The 22,696-nt window shown below is 62.8% G+C and carries 19 protein-coding genes and 1 pseudogene; 11 read left to right on the top strand and 9 right to left on the bottom strand.

The window, feature by feature from the left end; genetic code table 11:
- Positions 1-18: 18 nt before the first annotated feature.
- Positions 19-1,050: a glycosyltransferase family protein gene (locus AB4N42_RS15450; RefSeq protein ID WP_431145287.1), complete on the top strand. Its 1,032-nt coding sequence runs from the start codon at positions 19-21 to the stop codon at positions 1,048-1,050.
- Between the two features lies 1 nt (position 1,051).
- Here AB4N42_RS15450 and metC read toward each other — a convergent pair whose 3' ends face one another.
- The 6 genes from metC to AB4N42_RS15420 are packed head-to-tail and all read right to left on the bottom strand — an operon-like array spanning position 1,052 to position 7,703.
- Positions 1,052-3,799 (bottom strand): cystathionine beta-lyase, encoded by a 2,748-nt coding sequence (gene metC / locus AB4N42_RS15445; protein ID WP_460114924.1) that lies wholly within the window; start codon positions 3,797-3,799, stop codon positions 1,052-1,054.
- Between the two features lie 44 nt (positions 3,800-3,843).
- Positions 3,844-4,443 (bottom strand): cysteine dioxygenase family protein, encoded by a 600-nt coding sequence (locus AB4N42_RS15440; RefSeq protein WP_198795826.1) that lies wholly within the window; start codon positions 4,441-4,443, stop codon positions 3,844-3,846.
- 27 nt (positions 4,444-4,470) lie between these two features.
- Entirely contained in the window at positions 4,471-5,307 is an 837-nt protein-coding gene (locus tag AB4N42_RS15435; protein WP_030141708.1) for an amino acid ABC transporter ATP-binding protein, read from the bottom strand.
- The gene (locus AB4N42_RS15430; RefSeq protein ID WP_030141709.1) at positions 5,294-6,082 is read right to left on the bottom strand and encodes an amino acid ABC transporter permease; all 789 of its coding nucleotides are present in this window, start codon (positions 6,080-6,082) and stop codon (positions 5,294-5,296) included. The genes AB4N42_RS15435 and AB4N42_RS15430 overlap by 14 nt, the downstream gene beginning before the upstream one ends.
- Positions 6,072-6,806 carry an amino acid ABC transporter permease gene (locus tag AB4N42_RS15425; protein ID WP_198795823.1) on the bottom strand — a complete coding sequence of 245 codons (735 nt, stop codon included), beginning with the start codon at positions 6,804-6,806 and terminating at the stop codon, positions 6,072-6,074. The genes AB4N42_RS15430 and AB4N42_RS15425 overlap by 11 nt, the downstream gene beginning before the upstream one ends.
- Before the next feature lie 54 nt (positions 6,807-6,860).
- Entirely contained in the window at positions 6,861-7,703 is an 843-nt protein-coding gene (locus tag AB4N42_RS15420; RefSeq protein WP_030141711.1) for a transporter substrate-binding domain-containing protein, read from the bottom strand.
- A gap of 242 nt (positions 7,704-7,945) precedes the next feature.
- Here AB4N42_RS15420 and AB4N42_RS15415 point away from each other — a divergent pair, with 242 nt between their 5' ends.
- Positions 7,946-8,797: a LysR substrate-binding domain-containing protein gene (locus AB4N42_RS15415; protein ID WP_198795821.1), complete on the top strand. Its 852-nt coding sequence runs from the start codon at positions 7,946-7,948 to the stop codon at positions 8,795-8,797.
- A gap of 36 nt (positions 8,798-8,833) precedes the next feature.
- Here the strand turns inward: AB4N42_RS15415 and AB4N42_RS15410 are convergent, their stop codons facing one another.
- On the bottom strand, positions 8,834-9,751 hold the full coding sequence (locus AB4N42_RS15410; protein WP_030141713.1) for a LysR substrate-binding domain-containing protein: 918 nt from the start codon (positions 9,749-9,751) through the stop codon (positions 8,834-8,836).
- Positions 9,752-9,795: 44 nt separating this feature from the next.
- Between AB4N42_RS15410 and AB4N42_RS15405 the strand changes: the two genes are divergently transcribed.
- The 7 genes from AB4N42_RS15405 (at position 9,796) to AB4N42_RS15375 (ending at position 17,201) form a co-directional block, all read left to right on the top strand.
- Positions 9,796-9,924 carry a hypothetical protein gene (locus tag AB4N42_RS15405; RefSeq protein WP_264081977.1) on the top strand — a complete coding sequence of 43 codons (129 nt, stop codon included), beginning with the start codon at positions 9,796-9,798 and terminating at the stop codon, positions 9,922-9,924.
- A 22-nt stretch (positions 9,925-9,946) separates the two neighbouring features.
- Positions 9,947-10,696 (top strand): SDR family NAD(P)-dependent oxidoreductase, encoded by a 750-nt coding sequence (locus tag AB4N42_RS15400; protein WP_030141714.1) that lies wholly within the window; start codon positions 9,947-9,949, stop codon positions 10,694-10,696.
- A gap of 99 nt (positions 10,697-10,795) precedes the next feature.
- Entirely contained in the window at positions 10,796-12,094 is a 1,299-nt protein-coding gene (locus AB4N42_RS15395; RefSeq protein ID WP_460114923.1) for an MFS transporter, read from the top strand.
- 17 nt (positions 12,095-12,111) lie between these two features.
- Positions 12,112-12,960, top strand: coding sequence for a transketolase (locus AB4N42_RS15390; protein WP_030141716.1), 849 nt, complete (start codon positions 12,112-12,114; stop codon positions 12,958-12,960).
- Positions 12,957-13,979 (top strand): transketolase family protein, encoded by a 1,023-nt coding sequence (locus AB4N42_RS15385; protein WP_030141717.1) that lies wholly within the window; start codon positions 12,957-12,959, stop codon positions 13,977-13,979. The genes AB4N42_RS15390 and AB4N42_RS15385 overlap by 4 nt, the downstream gene beginning before the upstream one ends.
- Positions 13,980-14,039: 60 nt before the next feature.
- Positions 14,040-14,981, top strand: a complete 942-nt coding sequence (locus AB4N42_RS15380; protein ID WP_460116396.1) for an alpha/beta hydrolase — start codon at positions 14,040-14,042, stop codon at positions 14,979-14,981.
- Positions 14,982-15,257: 276 nt separating this feature from the next.
- Positions 15,258-17,201, top strand: coding sequence for a sigma-54-dependent Fis family transcriptional regulator (locus tag AB4N42_RS15375; protein ID WP_460114922.1), 1,944 nt, complete (start codon positions 15,258-15,260; stop codon positions 17,199-17,201).
- Between the two features lie 54 nt (positions 17,202-17,255).
- Here AB4N42_RS15375 and aldA read toward each other — a convergent pair whose 3' ends face one another.
- Both aldA and AB4N42_RS15365 read right to left on the bottom strand, forming a co-directional pair.
- Entirely contained in the window at positions 17,256-18,692 is a 1,437-nt protein-coding gene (gene aldA / locus AB4N42_RS15370; RefSeq protein WP_460114921.1) for an aldehyde dehydrogenase, read from the bottom strand.
- A 42-nt stretch (positions 18,693-18,734) separates the two neighbouring features.
- Positions 18,735-20,913 (bottom strand): annotated as a pseudogene (locus AB4N42_RS15365) (PQQ-dependent dehydrogenase, methanol/ethanol family).
- Positions 20,914-21,203: 290 nt separating this feature from the next.
- On the opposite strand from AB4N42_RS15365, the gene AB4N42_RS15360 reads away from it, so the two are divergent.
- Both AB4N42_RS15360 and AB4N42_RS15355 read left to right on the top strand, forming a co-directional pair.
- Entirely contained in the window at positions 21,204-22,100 is an 897-nt protein-coding gene (locus AB4N42_RS15360; RefSeq protein ID WP_198795816.1) for an alpha/beta fold hydrolase, read from the top strand.
- A gap of 68 nt (positions 22,101-22,168) precedes the next feature.
- Entirely contained in the window at positions 22,169-22,576 is a 408-nt protein-coding gene (locus tag AB4N42_RS15355) for an ACT domain-containing protein (RefSeq protein ID WP_030141724.1), read from the top strand.
- The last annotated feature ends 120 nt before the right edge of the window (positions 22,577-22,696 follow it).

Below are 22,696 nucleotides of genomic sequence, written 5' to 3'. Positions count from 1 at the left end.
CACCAGACCGGGGCGCCGGTGCTCTGGATCGATCCGTATCCGACGCGCTTACCTGCATTCAATGATTTCAGGCGCAAGGCGCCTGTTGCCCAGCCACAAAATGTCAGCGTTCCCTCCTGGCTGCAGGTCTGCAAACCCCGAAGCCTACCCATCGAGCCGCTCTGGGGCTCGGCAACGGTCCTGAAGCAGCTCTGGCGCAACACGTTCCAGGAGGCCAGCGCATTCTCCGCAGAAGGCTCCTGCAGGGTGTGCGTCGGAAAACCTTCCGAACTGGCCTTGCAACTGCTGGCGCTCATCCCCGCAAGCCATACCGTCTACGACGCCATGGATGATTTCCCGGCCTTTTACCAGGGCCTGTCGCGCAGGTCCATGGAGCGTCGCCAGGCACAGATCATTCAACGCGTGTCAAAAGTATTGGCGTCGTCCAGCGCGCTTCGCGACAAGCTGCTGGGCATGACCGATCAGGTCGAACTGGCCCGCAATGCCTGTGACATGCACCGGCTGGCGCCTGTCGACAGCCTCGACCTGGGCCCCAAGCAGCAAGTGCTCGGCTACGTCGGCACGCTGGGTCGTTGGTTCGATTGGGACCTGGTCATCGCGCTGGCGCAGGCTAATCCCGGCAACCAGATCCGGCTGATCGGCCCTCTTTTCACTGCGGTGCCTCGCCTATTGCCAGCCAATATCGAGTTGCTTCCCGAGTGCTCCCATGCCAGCGCGATCGCGGCCATGGCGACGTTTTCGGTTGGGCTGATCCCTTTCAAGCTCAACCGCCTCACCGCCTCGGTCGACCCTGTCAAATACTACGAATACCGCGCCCTCGGCCTGCCGGTCATCTCTACCCGCTTCGGTGAAATGGCCCTGCGCGACCGGGAGCCGGGCGTCTGGATCGTCGATGAGGACGCTGATTTGCGTAAGGTCGCCGTCGAAGCGCTTGGCAGTCGAAGTGATCATTCGGCTGTCGAGCAGTTTCGTGAAGCGCATCGTTGGGCCCAGCGTTTTTCTGCGATAGACCTCACGCAATCCCCCCTGGAAAAACCAAAGGTGTCGTAGCTCATCCGGCGGCGATAAACCCCCGCTGCAAATCCTCAATCAACACCCCGACGTCTTCCAATCCGACATGCAACCGGACCACCGGATTCAGCGCCCGGTCCTCGGCACTGTTCCGATCCTGGGTGTCAGCGACCGTCACCAGGCTCTCGAACCCGCCCCAGGACGCCCCCAACCCGAACACCTGCAAGGCGTCGATGAAGCGCTCCAGGCGAGCGTCGTCCTTTTCGCGAAGCTCGAAGGACAGCAGCCCGTTACTGCCCTTGAAATCCCGTTGCCACAACCTGTGACCGGGATGCTCGGGCAGTGCTGGATGGAAGACCCGCTTGACCTGCGGTTGCGCCTGCAACCAATGGGCGATTTCCAGTGCCTGGCGCTCATGCGTCTCCAGGCGTGGGGCCAGGGTACGGGCGCCGCGCAGGACCAGGTAAGCGTCATCCGGGCTGACGGTATTGCCGAAGGTGTCACTCATGGCCGCGAGTGCCGGCCACGCCTCCTGCCGTGTGCAAACGCTGCCCATCACCACGTCGCTGTGGCCGCCCAGGTATTTGGTCAGGGCCATGATCGAGATGTCGGCGCCCAACGCCAGTGGCCGGTACAGCACGCCCGAGCCCCAGGTGTTGTCCACGGCCAGCAAGATGCCGCGGGATTTGCAGAGTGCGGCGATGGCTGGCAAGTCGCATAGCTCGTACAACAGTGAGCCGGGCACTTCGGTGTAGACCATCTTGGTGTTGGCTCGCAGCCGTCCGGGCAGGTCGCAGCCATCGGGAGCGAAGTACTCGACCGCTACGCCGAAGGCTTCGAGGAAATCCCGGGCCACGCGCCGTACCGGGGCATAGACCGCATCGGTGATCAGCACATGATCGCCGGGCCGCAGGTAGGCCAGGAAGGTTTGCGCCACGGCGGCCAACCCGGTGCCAAACAGCCGGGTGCGGTAGCCTCCCTCCAACTCAGTGACCAAGTCTTCCAGCGCGAAGGCCGTCGGATTGCCGCGGGCGCCATACGTCAGGACTCGCTCGCTGTCACGCCGGGAACGGGCGTCACGCATCTGTGCCAGGTTGTCGAACAGCACCGTGCTCAAGCGGCTGACCGGTACGTTGACGGTTCTCGCACCGCTGCCCTTTTCGGTGCGCGCGCCATGGATCAGACGGGTGCGGAGTCGCTCGCCCACAGCGCCTTGAGACGATCCGTGCAACGGCTTGAGGCTGGCGACTTCCTCGGCGTTCATTTGCGCCAGCAAGCCGATCTCCCAAGCCAGGTATTGGCGCGCCGCATCCTTGTTGCCCGCGTGACGGTCATGGGTGAAGAACAGAAAATCGATGCACTGCGCATCCGGCAGCGTGTCCACGCCTTCTCCCAGCGCCAGGCCCGCCGCACGCCAGGCATCAGGACCGCCCTCCAGCAAGCGGACTTCAGCTTGCGGTAGCTCGAGTGCCGCCAAGGCCGCCAAGCGAGGGTCATCAGCCACCAACACCAGTGGCCGCTGCTCCCCCGCCAGCGCACGCGACAGTAATGGCCGGATCGACCAGCGCGCCCCGGCAATATGCCCGTGGCGATACGCCCGACTCGAACGCAGGTCGATCAAGGCCACCGCGTCATCCTTCAGGGCATCGGCCAAGGCCTGCACGCTGATCAGCGGCAGCCTTTCAGGCGTGACGATAGCTGGAGCCGGCAAAACCAAGCCACTACTCAACCCATCTGATAGGACAAAAGCCTGGTGCCCCAGTTGCCGCAGCCAACTGGCGATGATCGGTGCACGCACGCCGTCGTTGTCGAACAGCACCACGCGCGCCTGGCGCACCCCCACATACAGATCGGTGGATTGGATCAACTGCCCGCCCGGTGTGTGTTGCGCACCCGGCAGCGTGCCGGCGGCAAACTCCTCGGCGGTGCGCACATCGCAGAGGAAAAGGCTGCGCCCGGCATCCGCTGTCCACTGCTCGACCTGGGCAGCCCCGACGACAGGCACTCCAGCCCGCGCGGCCAGTCGTGCCGCCGCCAAGCGCTGGCCTGGCAACGCGCTGCGTGACACCTCATCGGCATATCGACGCTCGCTGCCGTGTTCCAGCTGGAGATCTGCCAGGTACCAGCCTTGCGTACCGTTCTCCAGGGCATAGACCGGGTTTTTCAAACCCAGGTCGATCAGCGTCTGGGCACCGATGATGCTGCGGGTCCGACCGGCGCAATTGACCACGATGGGGGTTTGCTCGTCCGACACCAAGTCGTGCACGCGATAGCCCAATTCACCATTCGGGCAACAGATCGAACCGGGAATGGTCATCTTGCGATACTCCTCCATCGGTCGGCCGTCGAGGATCACCAGCGGTTCACCCTCGGCTTGCCATTGCGCCAGTTGGCGGGCAGTGACGTGAGGGGTGTGACGCACCGCCTCCACCTGCTCGCCAAACGCCTTGGAGGGCACATGCACACCGGCGAACAGCTGATAGCCCGCAGCCTGCCAACCTTCGGCGCCGCCCTCCAGGATGTGCACATTCACGTAATCCAAAGCCCGCAGGCGTTGCGCCGCGCGCGCTGCGAGGTCTGTGCCATCCTGGTCGTGAATCACCAACCGGACCTTGGGGTTGGGTGCCAGCCGCCGAGCGTCCAGCTCCAGGCGGCTATAGGGCAGGTTCACCGCGAAAAACAGATGGGCTTCGCCATACTGGCCGTGCTCGCGCACATCAAACAGGGCGATTTCCTGCCCGTCGAACAGCCACTGCTGCAGTTGCTGGGGGGTTACGATCTGGCTCATGGGGGTCCCGTCGGAAGAAATGGAATGACTGAATTCAAGGGGCGTCAGTGGGCATAGGCCTTGATCGACGGTGCCATTTGCGAGGCGTTGTAATTGAGGATGCGCCCGTCGGCCTCGACGCCGTAGCGGCCGTTGAGCGATTCCAGCGGCAAGCCATAGAGATGGAAATGCAGGGTCGGTTGCTCCCCGGCCACGCGGATTCCATGCACGTCCTCACCCAGGAACGCGATGGACGTCCCCGGCTGCACGACGACTTCCTTTTCCAAGTGCAACGTGGTGTAGCCCGGCTCGCGCCCTTCGTCATCACGTCGATAGACGTAGTTGATTTCCTGGCCTTCGACGGCACTGATGATCGCCCACGTCTCATGGTTGTGAGGGATCGTGCTTTTGCCGGGCAACAGCGAGTTCAGGTAGAGGGTCGGGGTGTCGCCGTCGTCATTGAGGCGATAGCGGAACGCAGTGCTGCCCTGCCCCGGGACCGGCGCGGGGAAGGCCTCGAAGTTGAACAGGTCGCGGCGCTCGGCCAGGCCTTCCAGGAGCACGACGATGTCCTCCAAGGCCGCGCGATCCACACCGCGCTGGTGGATGACGCGCACTTTCTGCAGGAAGTCTTCGATGACGTCGGGACGCTTGAAAATACTCATGGGGCGGGCTCCTTGTTTAACGGAAAGTCAGACGGACAGGCTGTAGCGGCTCAGGTTGGTCAGCAGATAAGGATCAGCGCCGATGGGCGGTCGCCGCCCTGGGTCACCCAAGGCATGGCGCAAAAACTCCCGAGTGCGCTCGCTGGTAGGCCGCTGGAAAATCCGGGCGGCGCTGCCGTGCTCGACGATCACGCCGTTCTCGGTGAAATAGACGACGTCGCTGATCTCCTCGGCGAAGCGCATCTCGTGGGTCACCAACACGCAAGTCATGCCCTCTTCCGTCAGCTCGCGGATCACCGCCAGTACCTCACCGACGGTTTCCGGATCCAGGGCCGAGGTCACTTCATCGAACAGAATCAGCTCCGGACGCATCGCCAGTGCACGGGCGATCGCCACCCGTTGTTGCTGGCCGCCGGAGAGCTGCCCCGGGTAGGCATCGGCCTTGTGTTCCATGCGCACCTTGGCAAGCAAGGCACGGGCGTCCTTCTCGGCGTCGGCCCGGTGGCGGCCCAGCACCTTGCGCGGCGCGATCACCAGGTTCTCCAGCACCGACAGATGCGGGAACAGGTTGTACTGCTGGAACACGAACCCCACGCGCTTGCGCAGCTCGATGCGCTGGGCCTCATGGGCCAGGGTGTGGACCTCGGTGGCGCCGACGCGAATGCTGCCCTTTTGAGGCTGCAACAGGCCGGTGATGCACCGCAGGATGGTCGACTTGCCCGAGCCCGACGGGCCGATGATCGACACGGCCTCGCCACGGCGCACGTCCAGGTCAATGCCCTTGAGCACCGGGTTGCCGCCGAACGAAAGGTGCAGGTCGCGCAGGCTGACCAGGGGTTCTGCGACGGTTTCAGTCGAAGGCATAACGTCGCTCCAAGTATTGGGTGAGGCGGGAAATCGGGTAGCAATAGGCAAAGAACAGCACCAGCAGGCTCAGGTAGATCACCACGGTGAAGCCGGTCTGGTTCACGGTGTTGCTGGCGATCTGCGCGGTGTCGATCACGTCGTGCACACCCACCAGGGAGGCCAGCGCAGTGCCCATGGTGATCACTGCGTAGAGGTTCATCCACGGCGGCAACATGCGCTTGAAGCACTGCGGCAGGATGATCGAGCGGAAAATCTGCCCACGGCTGAATGCCAGGGACCGTGCCGCCTCCCATTGGGTGCTGGGGATCGAGGCGATGGCGCCACGGAAGATTTCCGCGACATTGGCGCTGGCTGGCAAGGCCAGGCCGAGGGTGACCTTGACCCAGTCGGGAAACGCGACATAGGTGCTGCCGATACGAATCTCGAACGGGAACACATAGGTGGTGAAATAGATCAGCACCAGCCAGGGCGCGTTGCGGAAGACCTGCACCCAGAGCCGCGCCGGCCAGCGCAGCAGGCGCAGGGGCGACAGGACCATGGCACCGACCAGCAGCCCCGCCACGGAGCCCGACCCGATGGCCAGCAGGCTGATCAGAATGTTCTGGCCGAACCCGGCGGCCAAGGCGGGAGACCACTGCAGCAACGCCTTGAGCACCGGACTGTGCTGCGCGAAGTACACCAGCCCGCACAGCGCGCCCATCCCCAGCAGCAACTTGCCGATATGGCGACGCGGCCAGGCGCGGGGCAAAACGACGGAAGAATCAATGGCCATAGCCGGGCATCCTCAGGCGCGCTTCGAGCCAGCGCCCGACGCAATTGACGGTGAAACTCAGCAGGCCGAAAAAACCCAGGATCAGGATCATCAGTTCCAGCACGTTATCGCTCTGGGTCCAGATCATGATCGCCGCGTAGGTGATGTCACCCACGGCAATGGCCGAGGCCACGGCAGTCATCTTCACCAGGTCGATCAGGTTATTGATCAGCGCCGGCAAGGCGAAACGCAGGGCCAGTGGCAGTTGCACGCTCCACAACAATTGGCGGTTGTTGAACGCCAGCGAACTGGCCGCCTCCATCGTCACCGTGGGCACGGCTTCGATGCCGGCCCGCAGTGCCTCGGCGTGGAACGCGCCCTTGTGCAGCGAGATGACGATCACTACCCAGGCAAAAGGTGTCAGCGGGTTGGCCGCGCCGACGGCTTGGGTCAGCAGCATGTTCAGCACGAGGAACGCGCAATACAGTTGCACCAAGGTCGGCGTATTGCGGGTCACTTCGACAAACACCCGGGCAGGTCCTGCCAGCCAGGGCTTGCCAGAGGTCAACATGGCCGCCAGGCCGACGCCCGCCAGCAAGCTGCCGACGATGGTCAGCAGGCACAGCAGCAGCGTGGTCAACGCGCCCTGCTCCAACGTGCCGCGCTGATAGGCATCAACCAGGAAGTTGTAGTTGAGGCCAAACCCGGCGCTCCAATGAACGAACGCCTCCAGCCAATGAGTCATGGGCGATTACCTTGAGCGTCGGGATGGGTCGAGAGAGACGCAGGCACGACGATCTCAGGCGCCGTTGGCCTGGAACTGTTTCTGCAACTCCACCAAGGCCGGTGACGCCGGGGTGATGCGATGACGGGTCTGGGCCTCGATCAGCCAGCCGCTGCGGTGCAACTGCTGGATGATCGGGTCGAGCCTGGCCTGGGTATCGCTTTCACCTTTGCGCGTCCAGACCACCGAGGGCGCCGGGTTCAGCTCCGGACTCAGGGCGCGGTAGCCCTGCCACTCGGGGTTCTCGGCAACCAACGGATTGATCAGCGTGGCGTCATGCACCGCGGCGACGCAGTTGTTGCCCCGCAGTGCCAGGAGCGACTCCGAGGAACTCTTGAAGGCCTTGATCTCGACGCCCAGCTCGGTGAGCGGCTTGATGTAGCTGCTGCCCTGGGAGGTGCATACCGGTTGATTCTTCAAGTCTTCCCAGCGGCTGATCTTGCTGTCCTTGAGCACTGCCGCAGTACCGCCGACGCGGTAGAACGGCGTGGGCACGAAGCCGAGGATTTCACCGCGCTCGGCGGTCCATTCCATGTTGGCAATCAGCAGGTCGACCTTGCCCTGCTGCAAGAACTGCACGCGGTTGGCGGGCAGTACCGGCACCAACTGCACCTCGGCGCCGAGTTGCCGACCCAGTTCCTGGGCGAGATCGACGTTGAAGCCGCGAGGTTTCTGGGTAGCAGGATCGATTCCGCCGAACGGGCCACCGGACAACAACACGCCCACTACCAACGCGTGGCGTTGCTCGATCTTGTCCAGCGTGGCATCGGCATGGGCAAGGTGGACGGTCGACAACGAGACCAAGGCGCCCAGCAGGACAGGCAACAAGCGTTTTACGGATGAGCGCTCAAGTGACATGGAATTCCCCTCATGGATGGCCGGCGTCCCCCGGCCTGATGAGTGGGCATCCTAGGTAGCGCCCGGAGCCAACGGAAATTCAAATATCTAATATCGTTATAACTCGTCAGGTTTGGTCTCCAAACGAAAAACGAATAACCACGGTTTCCTGGGGTCGCAGAGCATATCGAGCGAGAGCGGCCCACCAAACACATAAAAATCTGTAATGTTTAGGTTTTCAGCCTTGATGTGAAGCGGTGACCATGTCGACCTTGGATCTCGAATTACTGCGCACCTTCATTGCCGTGGTCGATCACCACAGCTTTGCCGAAGCAGGCGCCCAACTGGCCCGTACGCAATCGTCGGTGACCCAGCACATGCAACGCCTGGAACAGCAGGTCGGGGTCACGCTGTTCGAAAAACGCGGCAGGCACAAGCAGCTCACCGAAGCGGGCCAGCAACTGCTACGGCACGCACGACAAATGCTTTCGCTCAACGACGATGCGCTCAATTCCCTGCGTGAAAGCAGCCTGAGCGGCGTGTTGCGCATCGGCTCGCCCCACGACATCGCCGACACCATCCTGCCGCCGATTCTCAGCCACATCGCCCGCTCGGCTCCGCGCCTGCGCCTTGAAATCGACGTTGGGCGCAGCCCGTTCCTGATGGATGACCTGCACCGGGGCAAGGTCGACATGATCATCTCGACACGCCAGGACCCGAACCTGGAAGGCTTCGCGTTGCGCACCTCGCCGGTGTGGTGGATCTGTTCGGCGCAGTATCTCCATAATCCCGGCGAACCCCTGCCGTTGATCCTGGTGGATGAGCCGAGCATCTATCGGCGCTATGCCCTGGAAGCGCTCGAACGCGCGAATATCCCATGGCGCCAGGCCTACCTGGCCTCGAACCTGATCGGCATCAAGGCCGCCACCCGCGCCGGCCTGGGCGTCACGCCCCGCAGCATGGAAATGCTCGGCCCGGACATGCGCGTGCTGGGTGAGAACGATGGCTTGCCACGGCTGCCGGATGTGACCTATCACCTGTGGATCCGGCCCAATACCGTCAACCCGCTGGTGCGCCGGGCCTATGACCTGATCAGGAACAATCAAGGGCATTGAGACGACGCTGTCATTGCCCGAAACTGCTCCCGACAGTCAATACGCGAAGCCCTGCCCCAACTCACTTTCCATCCATTCCAGGAAACGCCGGACGCGAGGGAAACTCGAGTGCGCCTTGGGAAACACCAGGTGGTGGGCAGCCACGGGGGCGCTGAGCGCTTCTGGCGCCACCTCGACCAGGCTGCCGGCCGCCAGGTATTTCTTCGCCAGCAACGTGCTTTCCAAGGCAAACCCCAACCCATGGCTGGCTGCTTCCAGCGACATGTATGACCGGTCGAAGCTCAAGGCGTAAGGTTTCTCCGGGCGCGCCAGGCCATGTTGAGCGAACCATTGCGGCCATTTGAGTAAGGTGGCTTCGGAAAGCACCAGGTCGCAATCCAACAGGTCGGACGCGCTGCGGATCGGGCATTGCGCGAGCAGTTTCGGCGAAGCGAGCACCGCGAAGGTTTCGTTCTGCACGGTGCGGACTTCGTAACTGGGCCAGTTTGCAGTGCCGTGGCGGATATCCACGTCGATCTTGTCTCGACTGAAATGCAGCGATTCGTAGGAACACGACAGATTGATCTGAATATCCGGGTTGGACGCTCGAAAAGCCTCCAGTCTCGGCATCAACCACAACAACCCGAAGCTGGGCGCCGAGTGCAGGCGCAAACAGTCCAGGCTCACGTCGCTGGCCGCGCGCTCGGTGGCGACCGCCAGGCTATGGAGCACCCCAGAGACTTCCTTGAGGTATTGCTCGCCCACCGGCGTCAGCGTTACCCCTCGAGCGGCGCGGACGAACAATTGCCGGCCAATCATGGCTTCGAGTTTCGCCAGTTGATGACTGACCGCAGAGGGCGTCAGGTCCAACACTTCCGCAGCCCTGGCGACGTTGCTGAACCGGGCCGTTTGCTCAAAAGCCTGAATTGCTTTCAGCGGTGGAAGAATCAAGGGGGCATCGGTGTCGGTACGCATGGCAGATCACTCGACAATAGTTCTAATGATTGTTGAGCTTCGCCGTGAAAGCTTCCATCCGCAAGCAACCGAGTGCTGAATTTTTTTCAGCGCTGAATGATTTTTACGGCATTGCTCAGCCGGGAGGCAAAGCAGAAGCTGAGTCATCGGTTTTTTCCAAATCGACCCAATAAAAACAATCCGAGGTATCCCTCCATGCTTCTGCAAGGCAAAGTCGCGATCATTACCGGCGCCGCATCCGCCCGTGGCATTGGCCGCGCCACCGCTACGACATTCGCACAGCACGGCGCCCGCGTCGTGATTCTCGACCTGGATGAATCTGCCGCACGCGATGCCGCCAGCGCCCTGGGCGAAGGCCATCTCGGCCTTGCGGCCAACGTTGCCGATGAATCGCAGGTCCAACGGGCCGTCGCCCAGGTCGTCGAACATTTCGGCCGAATCGACATCCTCGTCAACAACGCCGGCATCACCCAACCCCTCAAGACCCTCGATATCCGCCCATCGGACTACGACAAAGTGCTGGACGTCAGCCTGCGCGGCACCCTGCTCATGTCGCAGGCGGTGATCCCGCTGATGCGCGAACAGCAAGGCGGCAGCATCGTCTGCATGTCTTCGGTGTCGGCCCAACGGGGCGGCGGCATCTTTGGTGGGCCGCATTATAGCGCCGCCAAGGCCGGCGTATTGGGCCTCGCCAAGGCAATGGCGCGCGAGTTGGGTCCGGACAAGGTGCGGGTCAACTCCATTGCCCCGGGCTTGATCCACACCGACATCACCGGCGGCCTCATGCAGGATGAGCGTCGGCACGCGATCATCGACGGCATTCCGTTGGGTCGCCTGGGTGCGGCGCAGGATGTCGCCAACGCCGCCCTGTTCCTGGCCAGCGATTTATCGTCTTACCTGACAGGCATCACCCTGGATGTGAACGGCGGCATGCTGATTCACTGATGCATCTGGGCGGGCCATCGCGGCCCGTGCGGTTCTGGATCGAAGACCCCAGCCGGGCTGTTTGCCTGGCGGTCAATAAAAACAAGAGATCAGGCCATCATGACTACTTTGTCGCTCGAAGCGGTTTCGACCGTGCGTTCCAATGCCTACCGGAAAACGGCCTGGCGGCTGATGCCTTTCCTGATGCTGTGCTATTTGTGCGCCTATCTGGATCGGGTCAACGTCGGTTTCGCCAAGCTGCAAATGATGAACGACCTGGCGCTCAGCGAAACCGTCTACGGGCTCGGCGCGGGCATGTTTTTCATCGGCTATTTCCTCTGCGAAGTCCCCAGCAACGTCATCTTGCACAAGGTCGGCGCTCGCGTCTGGATCGCGCGGATCATGATCACCTGGGGCATCATTTCCGCGCTGTTCGCCTTCGTCGAAACTGCCTGGCAGTTCTATGCCCTGCGTTTTTTGCTCGGGGTCGCCGAAGCAGGACTGGCCCCCGGATTGCTGCTTTATCTCACCTACTGGTTCCCGTCCTATCGGCGTGCGCGCATGACCGTGCTCTGGTTCATCGCCATCCCCTTGTCGGGCATGGTGGGCGGCCCGCTCTCCGGCTGGATCATGAACCATTTCGCCGGCGTGCACGGCTGGGCCGGATGGCAGTGGATGTTCGTGCTCGAAGCCATTCCCACCGTTGTCGTCGGGCTGTTGGTGCTGAGTTATCTCAAAGACGGCGTGCATCAGGCCCATTGGCTGGACGATGAAGAGAAGGCCCTGGTCAGCCGTGAACTGGCCGAGGACAACCAGCAGAAGGTCACCCATGCCTCGGTGGGCGAGTTCGTCCGTGACCGCCGCCTGTGGCTGCTGGCCGGGATTTATTTCTGCGTGGTCATGGGCCAGTACGCCATCACCTTCTGGCTGCCGACGCTGGTGCGCAACGCCGGGGTTTCCGATCCGCTGCACATCGGTTTCCTGACCAGCCTGCCCTACCTCTGCGCCATTACGGCCATGTTGTTGATCGGTCGCAGCGGCGATAAGCATCGCGAGCGGCGCTGGCACCTGATCGCACCGATGATCGCCGGTGCCATCGGGCTGACGCTCGCCGCACTGCTGGGGGGCAACATCCTGCTGTCCATCCTGAGCCTGTGCCTGGCGGCGTCCGGCATCCTCTCTGCGTCCTCGATGTTCTGGATGCTGCCCACGACCTTGCTCGGCGGGGTATCCGCCGCCGCAGGCATCGCGGCGGTCAACAGCTTCGCCAACCTTGCCGGCTTCTGCTCGCCCTACCTGATTGGCTGGATCACCACGCAGACCGGTTCCAGCGCCATCGGCATGTACCTGATCACCGGCGTACTGCTGGGCGGCGCCTTGCTGGTGCTGCGCATTCCCGCCGCCCTGGTCAATCGTTAAGTCACCGGAGTTCCACCATGACTCGCTCGCTTTCATCCGCTTCATCCACGTCCCTGGCCGACCGCGCCCACAATATCCGTCGTCATGCGCTGCGCATGGGTCAGGTCCAGGGACAAGGCTACGTCGGCCAAGCCCTGGGCGCCGCCGACCTGCTGGCAGTCGCGTACTTCCACGCTATGAATCATCGGCCTGAAGACCCTGAGTGGGAGCAACGTGATCGCTTCTATCTCTCCATCGGCCATTACGCGATCGCGTTGTACGCGGCCTTGATCGAGGCCCGGATCGTTCCCCTCGATGAGCTGGAAACCTATGGCGCGGACGACAGCCGGCTGCCCATGTCGGGCATGGCGACGTACACGCCGGGCATGGAAATCACCGGAGGCTCCCTCGGCCAAGGCCTGGGCATCGCCGTAGGTGCCTGCCTGGGCCTGAAGCGCAAAGGCTCGCCCGCCTTCATCTACAACCTGCTGTCGGACGGTGAATTGAACGAAGGCTCGACCTGGGAAGCCGTGATGTCGGCGTCGCACTGGAAGCTCGACAACCTGATTGCCATCGTCGACGTCAACAACCAGCAGGCCGATGGCTACTCCAGCGAAATCCTTTCGTTCGAGCCGATCGTTGACCGCTGGCAAGCCTTTGGCTGGTTCACTCAACGCGTCGACGGCAACGACCTGGATGCCCTGGTGACGGCATTCGATGCGGCGCGTAACCACCCTTCCAGCCAGCCCCGGGTGATCATCTGCGATACACGCATGGGCAAGGGTGTGCCGTTCCTGGAAAACCGCGAGAAGACCCATTTCATCCGCGTCGAAGAACACGAGTGGGACCTGGCGCTGAACAACCTTGAAGAAGGAAAACACTCATGAGCAACGCCGCCAACACACCGAATGCGATGGGCCAGCCGGGCAAGAAACGCTTGACCACCTCAGCGATGATCGCCTCGATTGCCGCCGAAGGACAGGCGACGAAAACAGCACCATTCGGCCATGCGCTGGCCGCATTGGCGGACCAGCGCCCGGACATCGTCGGCCTGTCCGCCGACCTGTCCAAATACACCGACTTGCACATCTTCGCCAAGGCCCATCCGGATCGTTTCTACCAGATGGGCATGGCCGAGCAGTTGCTGATGAGCGCCGCGGCGGGCATGGCCCGGGAAGGTTTCGTGCCGTTTGCCACGACCTACGCGGTGTTCGCTTCCCGTCGGGCCTACGACTTCATTTGCATGGCGATCGCCGAGGAAAACCTCAACGTCAAGATTGTCTGTGGCTTGCCAGGCCTCACCACCGGTTACGGTCCGAGCCACCAGGCTACGGACGACCTGGCGATCTTCCGCGCCATGCCCAACCTGATGATCGTCGACCCCTGTGACGCGTTGGAAATCGAGCAGGCCGTACCGGCCATCGCCGCCCACCAAGGCCCGGTCTACATGCGTTTGCTGCGCGGTAACGTGCCCTTGGTGCTGGACGAATATGGCTACACGTTCGAGATCGGCAAGGCCAAGACCCTGCGTACCGGCAATGATGTCCTGATCATTTCCACCGGGTTGATGACGATGCGTGCCTTGGAAGCCGCCAAGCAACTGCAGGCCGACGGCGTCGATGTCGCGGTCCTGCACATGCCGACCATCAAGCCGCTGGACGAACACACCCTGCTCGCCGAGGCCAGAAAGCCAGGGCGACTGGTGGTGACCGCGGAAAACAGCTCCATCATCGGCGGGCTGGGCGAAGCGGTTGCCGGGGTCCTGCTGCGCAATGGCGTGACCCCGACATTCAGGCAAATCGCGTTGCCAGACGCCTTCCTCGACGCGGGCGCGCTGCCGACGCTGCATGATCGCTACGGCATTTCCACCCAGGCCGTTTGCGCGCAAATCAAAGCCTGGCTTTAACGGCAAGCGCCGGGTACCGGCGATAGGTACCCGGCAGCTCCAAGCAAAAGGGAGCGAAACCTGATGCCTGATGAATGGCTCGATCCCGGGTTCAGCAGTCTTGTGGCCTCGGGTGCGGAACAATGGTCGCTGAGCACGCTGCCGGCCATCCGCGCCCGAGTTCATTCGACCTTCAAACCCGAGCACCACGTGCGATGTGAAGTGTGCTGGATTCCTGGCGCCGATGCCGAGCATTTGCGCCTGTGCCTCTACCGGCCGAAAGGCCTCGCGCCAGATGCGAAGCTTCCGGCGATCCTGTCCATCCATGGCGGTGGCTTCGTACTCGGAAAGCCCGAGATGGCCGATGACCTCCTGGCGGACCTGGCCGACGAGTTGGGGGCCCTCATCGTTGCGGTGGATTATCGACTGGCGCCCGAACATCCTTTTCCTGCACCCCTCGACGACTGTTACAGCGCCCTCGCCTGGCTGTTCGAAAACAGTCAGGACCTGGGCCTGGATTCCCGGCGCGTTGCAATCATGGGCCATAGCGCCGGTGGCGCGCTTGCCGCCGCATTGGCCATCATGGCGCGCGACAAAGGCCGGTTTTCGCTGGCCGGCCAGGTGCTCATCTACCCGATGCTCGATCACCGCACAGGCTCAGCGCAATCCCCCTACCCGAGCAGGAAAACAGCCACGTTCAGTTGGCTGCCGGAGCCCAATCAGTTCTGCTGGCAGTGCCTGCGCGGTGGCTACGCCCTGGACGATGATCGTGTCGGCCTGTTTTCACCGGCCCTGCAACCAGACCTTTGCAACCTGCCGCCGACGTTCATCGCGGTCGGTGCGCAAGATCTGTTTCTCGAGGAAGACGTCGATTTTGCGATGAGGCTGTCTCGCGCTGGGGTCGCCCTGGAGCTTCACGTCTATCCTGGCGCGCCCCATATGTTTGACCAGGTGCCAGGGCGCATCGCGGATCAATCGACCTGCGACATCGTTCGGGCGTTGAAAGTATTTTTGAGGAAGTGACGAAGCGGGATCCGGACCTGCAATCCAACGGTGAAAACTTGCGCGCCAGCGTCTATGGTAGATATCTGCAACGCAGACCATCCCCTAGGGTCTGTACGAAATGTGTTCGCGCGAAAGCCAGACAAGGCGAAACGGGGCGAGGAAGCGGGAGTACATGAGCATTCCGAGCCCCGTTTCAACGCAGTATGGGTGAGTGCGGATACATTTCGTACAGAGCCTAATAACAAGATTGCCGTGAAAGCCCTGCGCGGGCGTCACGCCCGATGGGAGCCTTTCATGACCCTGCACAGCGCGCAGCCGATCCCCAGTGAACTGGCGGCCTTCGTCAACGACCATTTTTCCGGACGCGGCCTGAAGCCCGATGGCGTCATCGCCCAGTCCTGGTACCGCAGCGTCGTGGAGCACCGGCTCGATCCCGGTGCGGCGAGCCGCAAGAACATCCTCAGCGCCGAGGATATCCGGCGTCATCAGGAACAACACCAGCAGTATCTTTCCATCGCCAGCCAGGGCGTCAGCGGTCTGGCCCGGCGCGTGGTGCCCGCCGGCTTTGCCGTGCTGCTGAGCGACGAGCGCGGCATCACCCTGGACTCCCGGCTACCCGACCAGCCCGACATCTATACGCAATCAGGGCTGGTGGTGGGTGCGCAGTGGGAGGAATCGGTGGTGGGCACCAATGGCATTGGCACAACGCTGGCTGCCGCGCAGCCATTGATCATTCATCGGGAGGAGCATTTCCTGGCGTCCAATTTCGGCCTGAGCTGTTCGGTAGCGCCCATTTTCGATGCCCAGGGCCTGCTGCGCGGCTGCCTGAACGCGACCTGCATGAACAGCGCGGGCCCTCGGGAAAGCCAATACCTGACGCTGCAACTGGTGATCATGTATGCGCGCCTGATCGAAAATGCACATTTCCGCCAGAGCTACCGCGACCGCTTGACCTTGTCCCTCAAGCCCCTTGATGAAATCGCCGACCTGGCCAACGAACAGTTACTGGCGCTTGATGAAAGCGGTCGCATCATCGGCGCCAACCGTGCCGCCTTTGTCGCCCTGGACTTGGCTGAGGGTCCAGCACTGCTGGGCACCGTCATCGATCGCCTGCTGCCAACCACGGTGGACGAGCTGCTCAAACTCACCAACGGTGGCGCCCAAGGCGTGCGTTTGCGTGGTCTGCGGGATGAGGCGTTGCTGGAGGTCGGCCTGCGGATCCCGTCTCAACAGCACCGCCCCCGCCCCGTCGCCCGCCCTGCCCCTGACGCACACCCGGACCTGCAACAACTCGCCGGCCTCGACCCCCAACTGCAACAGAGCGTCCACCGGGTGCGCAAGGTGATCGACAAAGGCATCCCGATTTTGATTACCGGCGAGACCGGCACCGGCAAGGAAGCCTTTGCCCGCGCGATCCACCACGCCAGCCTTCGTCGCGCTGGGCCTTTCGTCGCACTCAATTGCGCAGCCATTCCGGAGACCCTGATCGAGAGCGAGCTGTTCGGCTATCGCGCCGGCAGCTTTACCGGCGCGAACCGAAAAGGCATGAAGGGCAAGTTGGAACTGGCGAATGGCGGCACGCTGTTTCTCGATGAAATTGGCGACATGCCCGCCCATTTGCAAACCCGCTTGCTAAGGGTGCTGGCGGAGCGGGAAATCGCGCCGCTGGGGGCTGAAGTGCCGGTGGCGCTGGACATCCAGGTGATCTCGGCGACTCACCAGGACCTGCCCACGATGATCGGCGAGAAGCGCTTTCGCGAAGATCTGTTCTATCGGCTCGCCGGCATGAACCTGGCGCTGCCCGCCTTGCGCGAACGCGGTGACCGCGCCGCGCTGATCGAGCAACTGCTCGCGGCACAGGACGAAACCCGCGCGCTACGACTGAAAGCGGATGCCCGTCAGTGCCTGCTCGACTACCACTGGCCCGGCAATATCCGCCAACTCCTCAATAGCCTGCGCTACGCGGTGGCCCTGGCTGAAAACGGCGTTATCGACCTGGACTGCTTGCCCAGCGAAGTGCTGGCGCCACAGCGCCTGTCACTGTCCGCCAGCACCACACCGTTGGCCGTCAGCTTGGGCGAACAGCTGGGCGACGAAGAGTCCCGTCGCCTGCTGGCAACCCTGCGCCAGCATCGCTGGAACATCAGTGCCGCCGCTACCGACCTGGGCATCTCCCGCTCCACGCTGTACCGCAAGATGAAAAAGCATGGCGTCGTCGCGCCCAACGACCAGTTCTGATACGCCCAGAAAAATGCCGGCGCCCTTGCGGGTGCCGGCATTTTTCTCGCCAGATCACACTTGGATGTAAACCACGTGGGTATGGGTGTACTCATACAAGCCGTGCTTGCCGTCCGCGCCGCCAATGCCGGACTTGCGCGCCCCGGCATGGAAGCCCTGCATCGCTTCGAAGTTCTCTCGATTGATGTAGGTTTCGCCGAAATCCAGCTCGTTGCTCGCGCGCATGGCGGCACTCAGGCTGCGGGTGTAGATCGATGACGTCAGGCCGTACTCGCTGTCATTGGCCAGGGCGATGGCTTCGTCCAGGCCTTCGACAATCTGGATCGGCAGCACCGGGCCGAAGATCTCCTGGCGCATGATCGCCATCTCGCCACCACACCCAGCCAGCACCGTCGGCTGGTAATGGAAGCCCTGGCCCTTGTCGGCCACCGCGCCGCCCGTGACCACTTCAGCCCCCTGCTCCTTGGCAATGGTGACCATCCGCGCAACCTTGTCCAGCGCCGCCTGGTTGATCAGCGGCCCCATGTCCAGATTGTCCTCGGCCAACGGGTCGCCGTAGCGGGTCGCGGCCATCGCGGCGGCGATCTGCTCGATGAACTGATCGGCGACCTTGCGCTCGACATACACCCGCTCGGCGCAGTTGCAGACTTGCCCGGTGTTGATCACCCGCGAAGCCGTGATCGCCTTGACCGCGAGGTCCAGGTCGGCGTCCGCCAGCACGATGGCCGGCGCCTTGCCGCCGAGTTCCAGGTTGAGCTTGGTGATGTTCGGCGCCGCCGCGGCCATGATCCGCGAGCCGGTGCCGACGCTGCCGGTGAAGCTGATCAAGTCGATGCCGGCATGGCGGGTCAGGTTATGCCCCACGGTCGCCCCCGTGCCGCTGACGACATTGAACACCCCGGCCGGCAGGTCGGTCTCGGCCACCAGGCGGGCAAACTCGAAGCAGTTGATGGGCGTTTCTTCGCTGGGCTTGATCACAATGGTATTACCGGCCACCAGCGCCGGCGCCATCTTGCGAGCGATCAGGAAGAACGGAAAATTCCACGGCAGGATACCGGCCACCACACCCAGGGGCTTGCGCAGCAGAAAGATGCTTTCGCCAGCGCGGTCGCTGGTCAGCACCTCGCCCTCAAGGCGCCGTGCCCACTCGGCCATGTAGTCCAGGTAATCGGCGGTGAAGTTGACTTCCACCCGCGCCAATCCCAGCACTTTGCCTTGCTCGGCGGTGATGATATGGGCGAGTCGTTCGGCGTTGTCGCGCACTTTGCTGGCGATTTTGCGCAGGTAGCCGGCGCGCTCGATGGCCGGGCGGGCGGCCCAGCTTTTTTGCGCCTTGCGCGCTGCGGCAATCGCCGCTTCGACTTGCTCGCCGCTGGCTTCGGGCACCCGCGCCAGTAAAGCGCCGTTGGCCGGGTTGTGCACCTCAATGCTTGGGTCGCTGGGAATGAAGGCGTTGGCGATGAAGTTCTGGTAATTGATGATCTCGGTCATGTGCTTGCTCTCGCGGTCAGTTTCAGAACGATGCAGGTGCATTCATTTGGCGGTGAAGGTTTTCCAGACCCCGCCTTCCTGCTGCAGGTCGTGGGCGCGCTTGATCAGGTATTGATGGATCTGCTCCACCTGTTCCGGCGTGAAGGCGTCGGCGAAGGACGGCATGCCATCCGGGACTCGACCGCCGTAGAGAATGCCGAGGAACATCTGGTGTTTTTCCGCCGTCAGCTTGCGCAAGTCCGGCAGCACGCCGCCGCTGACTGCATGAATGCCGTGGCATTGGGAGCAATAGCCGTCGTAGAGCTTGGCGCCGGCGTCCACTGCGGCCAGGTCGCCGGTCAGGGGCGGCGGTTTCGGGGTGTCGGCGAGCGGTGCCGGCTCGTTGAGTTTCGCCGTGCCGCCCAGCTTGTAGGTCAACACCTGGGAGAACGGCCGGACCCCGGCGCGCAAGGACAAGGCACCGGCAAAGGTCGAGAAGGCGCCGCCCCATCCGGCCATGAACGTCACGTACTGCTCACCGTCCACGCTGTAGGTAATCGGCGCCGCCATCACACCGCTGGCCGCCGGCTGCTCCCAGAGTTTCTTGCCACTATCGGCGGCATAGGCAATCACCCGGCCGTCGGCGCTGCCCTCGAACACCAGGTTGCCGAGCGGTGCTCAAGGTGCCGCCGTTGAAGATCGTCACATAGGGCACTTCCCAGGCCGGTTGTTGCTTGACCGGGTCCCAGGCGATCAGCTTGCCCGACCAGCCCTTGGCCATTTCCAACAGCCCATCGGCGTCCTCCGGCATCATCCCGGTGCGCAGGCCCAGTTGGTACATGCTCTTGAACGGGTTGCGCTTCGGCGCCTCGGGAATGTGCTCGTAGTAGGCGGACATGATGTGCGCCGGGATATACACCAGGCCGGTGTTCGGGTTGTAGGACATCGGCTGCCAGTCATGGGCGCCCCAGAACGCGGGCGTGACCAATTTGCGCTTGCCATCCTTCCAGTACGCGGCATTCTCGTCATCGACGATGGGCCGGCCCGTCTTCATGTCCATGCCTTTGGTCCAGCTCTGCGGCACGATGCCCTTGGCCGACAACAGCTCACCCGTGGCGCGGTCGATCACGTAGAAAAAACCGTTCTTCGGCGCCTGCATCAGCACCTTGCGCGGCTTTCCATCGATCGGCAGTTCCGCGAGGATCATGTGCTGGGTGGCGGTGTAGTCCCAGGCGTCCCCCGGCGTGGTCTGGTAGTGCCAGGCGTACTCGCCCGTATCGGCGTTGACCGCGACGATGGACGACAGGAACAGGTTGTCGCCCTTGGCCTGGCTCCGCCATTTCGGGTCCCACAACGATCCATTGCCCACACCGATGTACAGCAGGTTCAAGTCCGGGTCGAACGCAAAGGAATCCCAGGCCGTGCCGCCACCGCCCTGGGCCACATAGGCGTCGCCGTGCCAAGTCTTGGCGGCGATGGCCATGGCCTTGTCTTCCGGCGGCAACTTGGGATCACCCGGCACCGTGAAGAAGCGCCAGGCCTGCTTGCCGGTCTCCGCGTCGTAGGCGGTGACATAACCGCGTACGCCGAACTCGGCGCCGCCGTTGCCGATCACGACTTTGCCATTGACCAATCGCGGGGCCCCGGTGATGGTGTAGCTGCGCGAATGATCGGCCCGGGTGTCCACCGACCAGGCGCGCTGGCCGGTCTTGGCGTCGATGGCTTCAAGACGACCATCGAGCACACCCACGTAAACCTTGCCCTTCCACACCGCGACGCCCCGGTTGACCGCGTCGCAACAAGCCTCACCGGCGCGGTTGCGGTCGGACTTGGGGTCATACTTCCAGATCAACTTGCCGTCGCGCGCATCCAAGGCGTAGACCACCGAGAACGGACCGGTCGTGTACATGACGCCATCGACCACGATGGGCGTGGCCTCGACACCGCGATCCAGGTCCAACTTGTAGCTCCAGGCGAGCCCCAACTGGCCGACGTTCTGGTCGCTGATCTTCTTCAACGGGCTGTAGCGTTGCTCGTCGTAGGTGCGGCCGGTACTCATCCAGTTACCGGGTTCCTGGTCGGCGGCGATGATGCGCTTGCCGTCGACATTCGCCGGCAGGTCCTGCGCCCAGCCCGGGACGGTATGGAAGGTAAGCGCCAGCACGACAAATAGCGTCTTGAGAGGAACGCGAAGGGGCGCGTTCCGAGAAGCAGTAGGCACGGCGAGGCCAATCTGTGTCATGGGAGGACTCCTGGTTCTTATTAGTAGCGAAGCCATTGCGCTGCGCACCAGGAGAGGAGCAACCCCCATGCCACCGTTTGGAAAAGCTTTGCAAGCCCCGTTTTACGGGGTCTTCGGCTCGTTTCGCGGATCGTGCAGCCGTGCGACAGTTGTCGCATTTGCCGCGACAGCTGTGCCAGAGGTGAGTCAGGTTGCGCACGATTCGTGAAGAAAGCCGTCACACGCCGGGCCTTAGCACCCGCGAGCGCGCGCCCTACAATGAGCGCAACCATCAGCAGGAGAACCAAGCGATGTTCGCCTCATTTGAATCGGGCCGATGCCAAGTCAATGGCATCACCGTCAGCTACCGCAAAGGTGGGAGCGGCCAAGGCCTGCTGCTGCTCCACGGGCATCCCCAGACTCACGTCATGTGGCACAAGATCGCCGAACCCTTGGCGGAGCATTTCACCGTGGTCGCGGCGGACCTTCGTGGCTACGGTGACAGCGACAAACCGGCAGGCGACGCCGAGCACCTCGCCTACTCCAAGCGAGAAATGGCCCAAGACGGACTCGAGCTCATGCGCGCGCTGGGATTCGTGAAATTTGACGTGCTGGCGCATGACCGAGGCGCACGCGTCGCCCATCGCATGGCCATGGACCACCCGGACGCAGTGAAGCGTTTGATCACACTGGATATCGCGCCGACCCTGGCAATGTATGAGCAAACCAACGAAGCGTTCGCCCGAGCCTATTGGCACTGGTTCTTCCTGATCCGGCCAGCTCCGTTTCCCGAAACGCTCATCGAGGCTGATCCGGAGCTTTACCTGCGCAGCGTCATGGGCACCCGCAGCGCTGGCATGGCGCCTTTCACCGACGCCGCATTTGCCGAGTACTTGCGCTGCCTGGCACTCCCTGGCACCGCTCATGGCCTGTGTGAGGATTACCGGGCAAGTGCCAGCATCGATCTGGAGCACGACCGGAGCGACCGGCAAGCCGGGCGAAAACTCTCAACGCCGTTGCTGGCCTTGTGGGGAGCGGACGGCGTCGTGGGCCGGTGCTTCGATCCGCTTGGCGAATGGCAAAAAGTCGCGACCGACGTGCAAGGGAAAGCGTTGCCGTCGGGGCATTACATCGCGGAGGAAGTGCCAGGGCTTTTGATGGACGAGGTGCTTGGTTTCCTGCTTCCTTCGGTCCCGGGAGGCAGGTAGTTGCAGGCGGTGTCCGTTTCGACAACACTCGCCAGCAGATGCCCTTATCCATCGAACGGTGAACCGACATGTCAGGCGAAAAATCGATTGCGAAATTGCTCAGCGCAATGAGCCCGACGCTCAACGACGGGGATTACGTCTTCTGCTGCGTCGCCGACATGGACCTCGTCAAAGGCGAGGAAATACTGGGCAGTTTCCGGGAAAAGGAAGGCCTGACCGTCATCATCGAGCGCAACAGGGCCCAGGCCCTGGGCCTGCACTTCGACTACGTCGCCGCCTGGATCACCTTGACCGTGCACTCCGCCCTGGATGCCGTCGGGTTGACCGCCGCCTTCGCAACAGCCTTGGGCAACGCGGGCATCAGTTGCAACGTCATCGCCGCCTACTACCACGACCACATCTTCGTGGGTCGGGAAGATGCGCAGCGGGCGATTGAGGTTCTGGAGGCGCTTGCTCGGTCTGGAGGCAGCGACTGAGCCGAAACTGCGGTCGACGGAACAAACCATCCAGGACAGTTGCTCCCACAACGATCGCCGTGGCGTACGCAAACCTTGGAACCACCCCAAAACAACTGTGGGAGCGGGCTTGCCCGCGAA

The sequence above is a fragment of the Pseudomonas sp. H2_D02 genome, assembly GCF_054677635.1.
The sequence above is the reverse complement of the archived record's forward strand: the minus strand, read 5'-3'. Positions and strand labels throughout refer to the sequence as shown.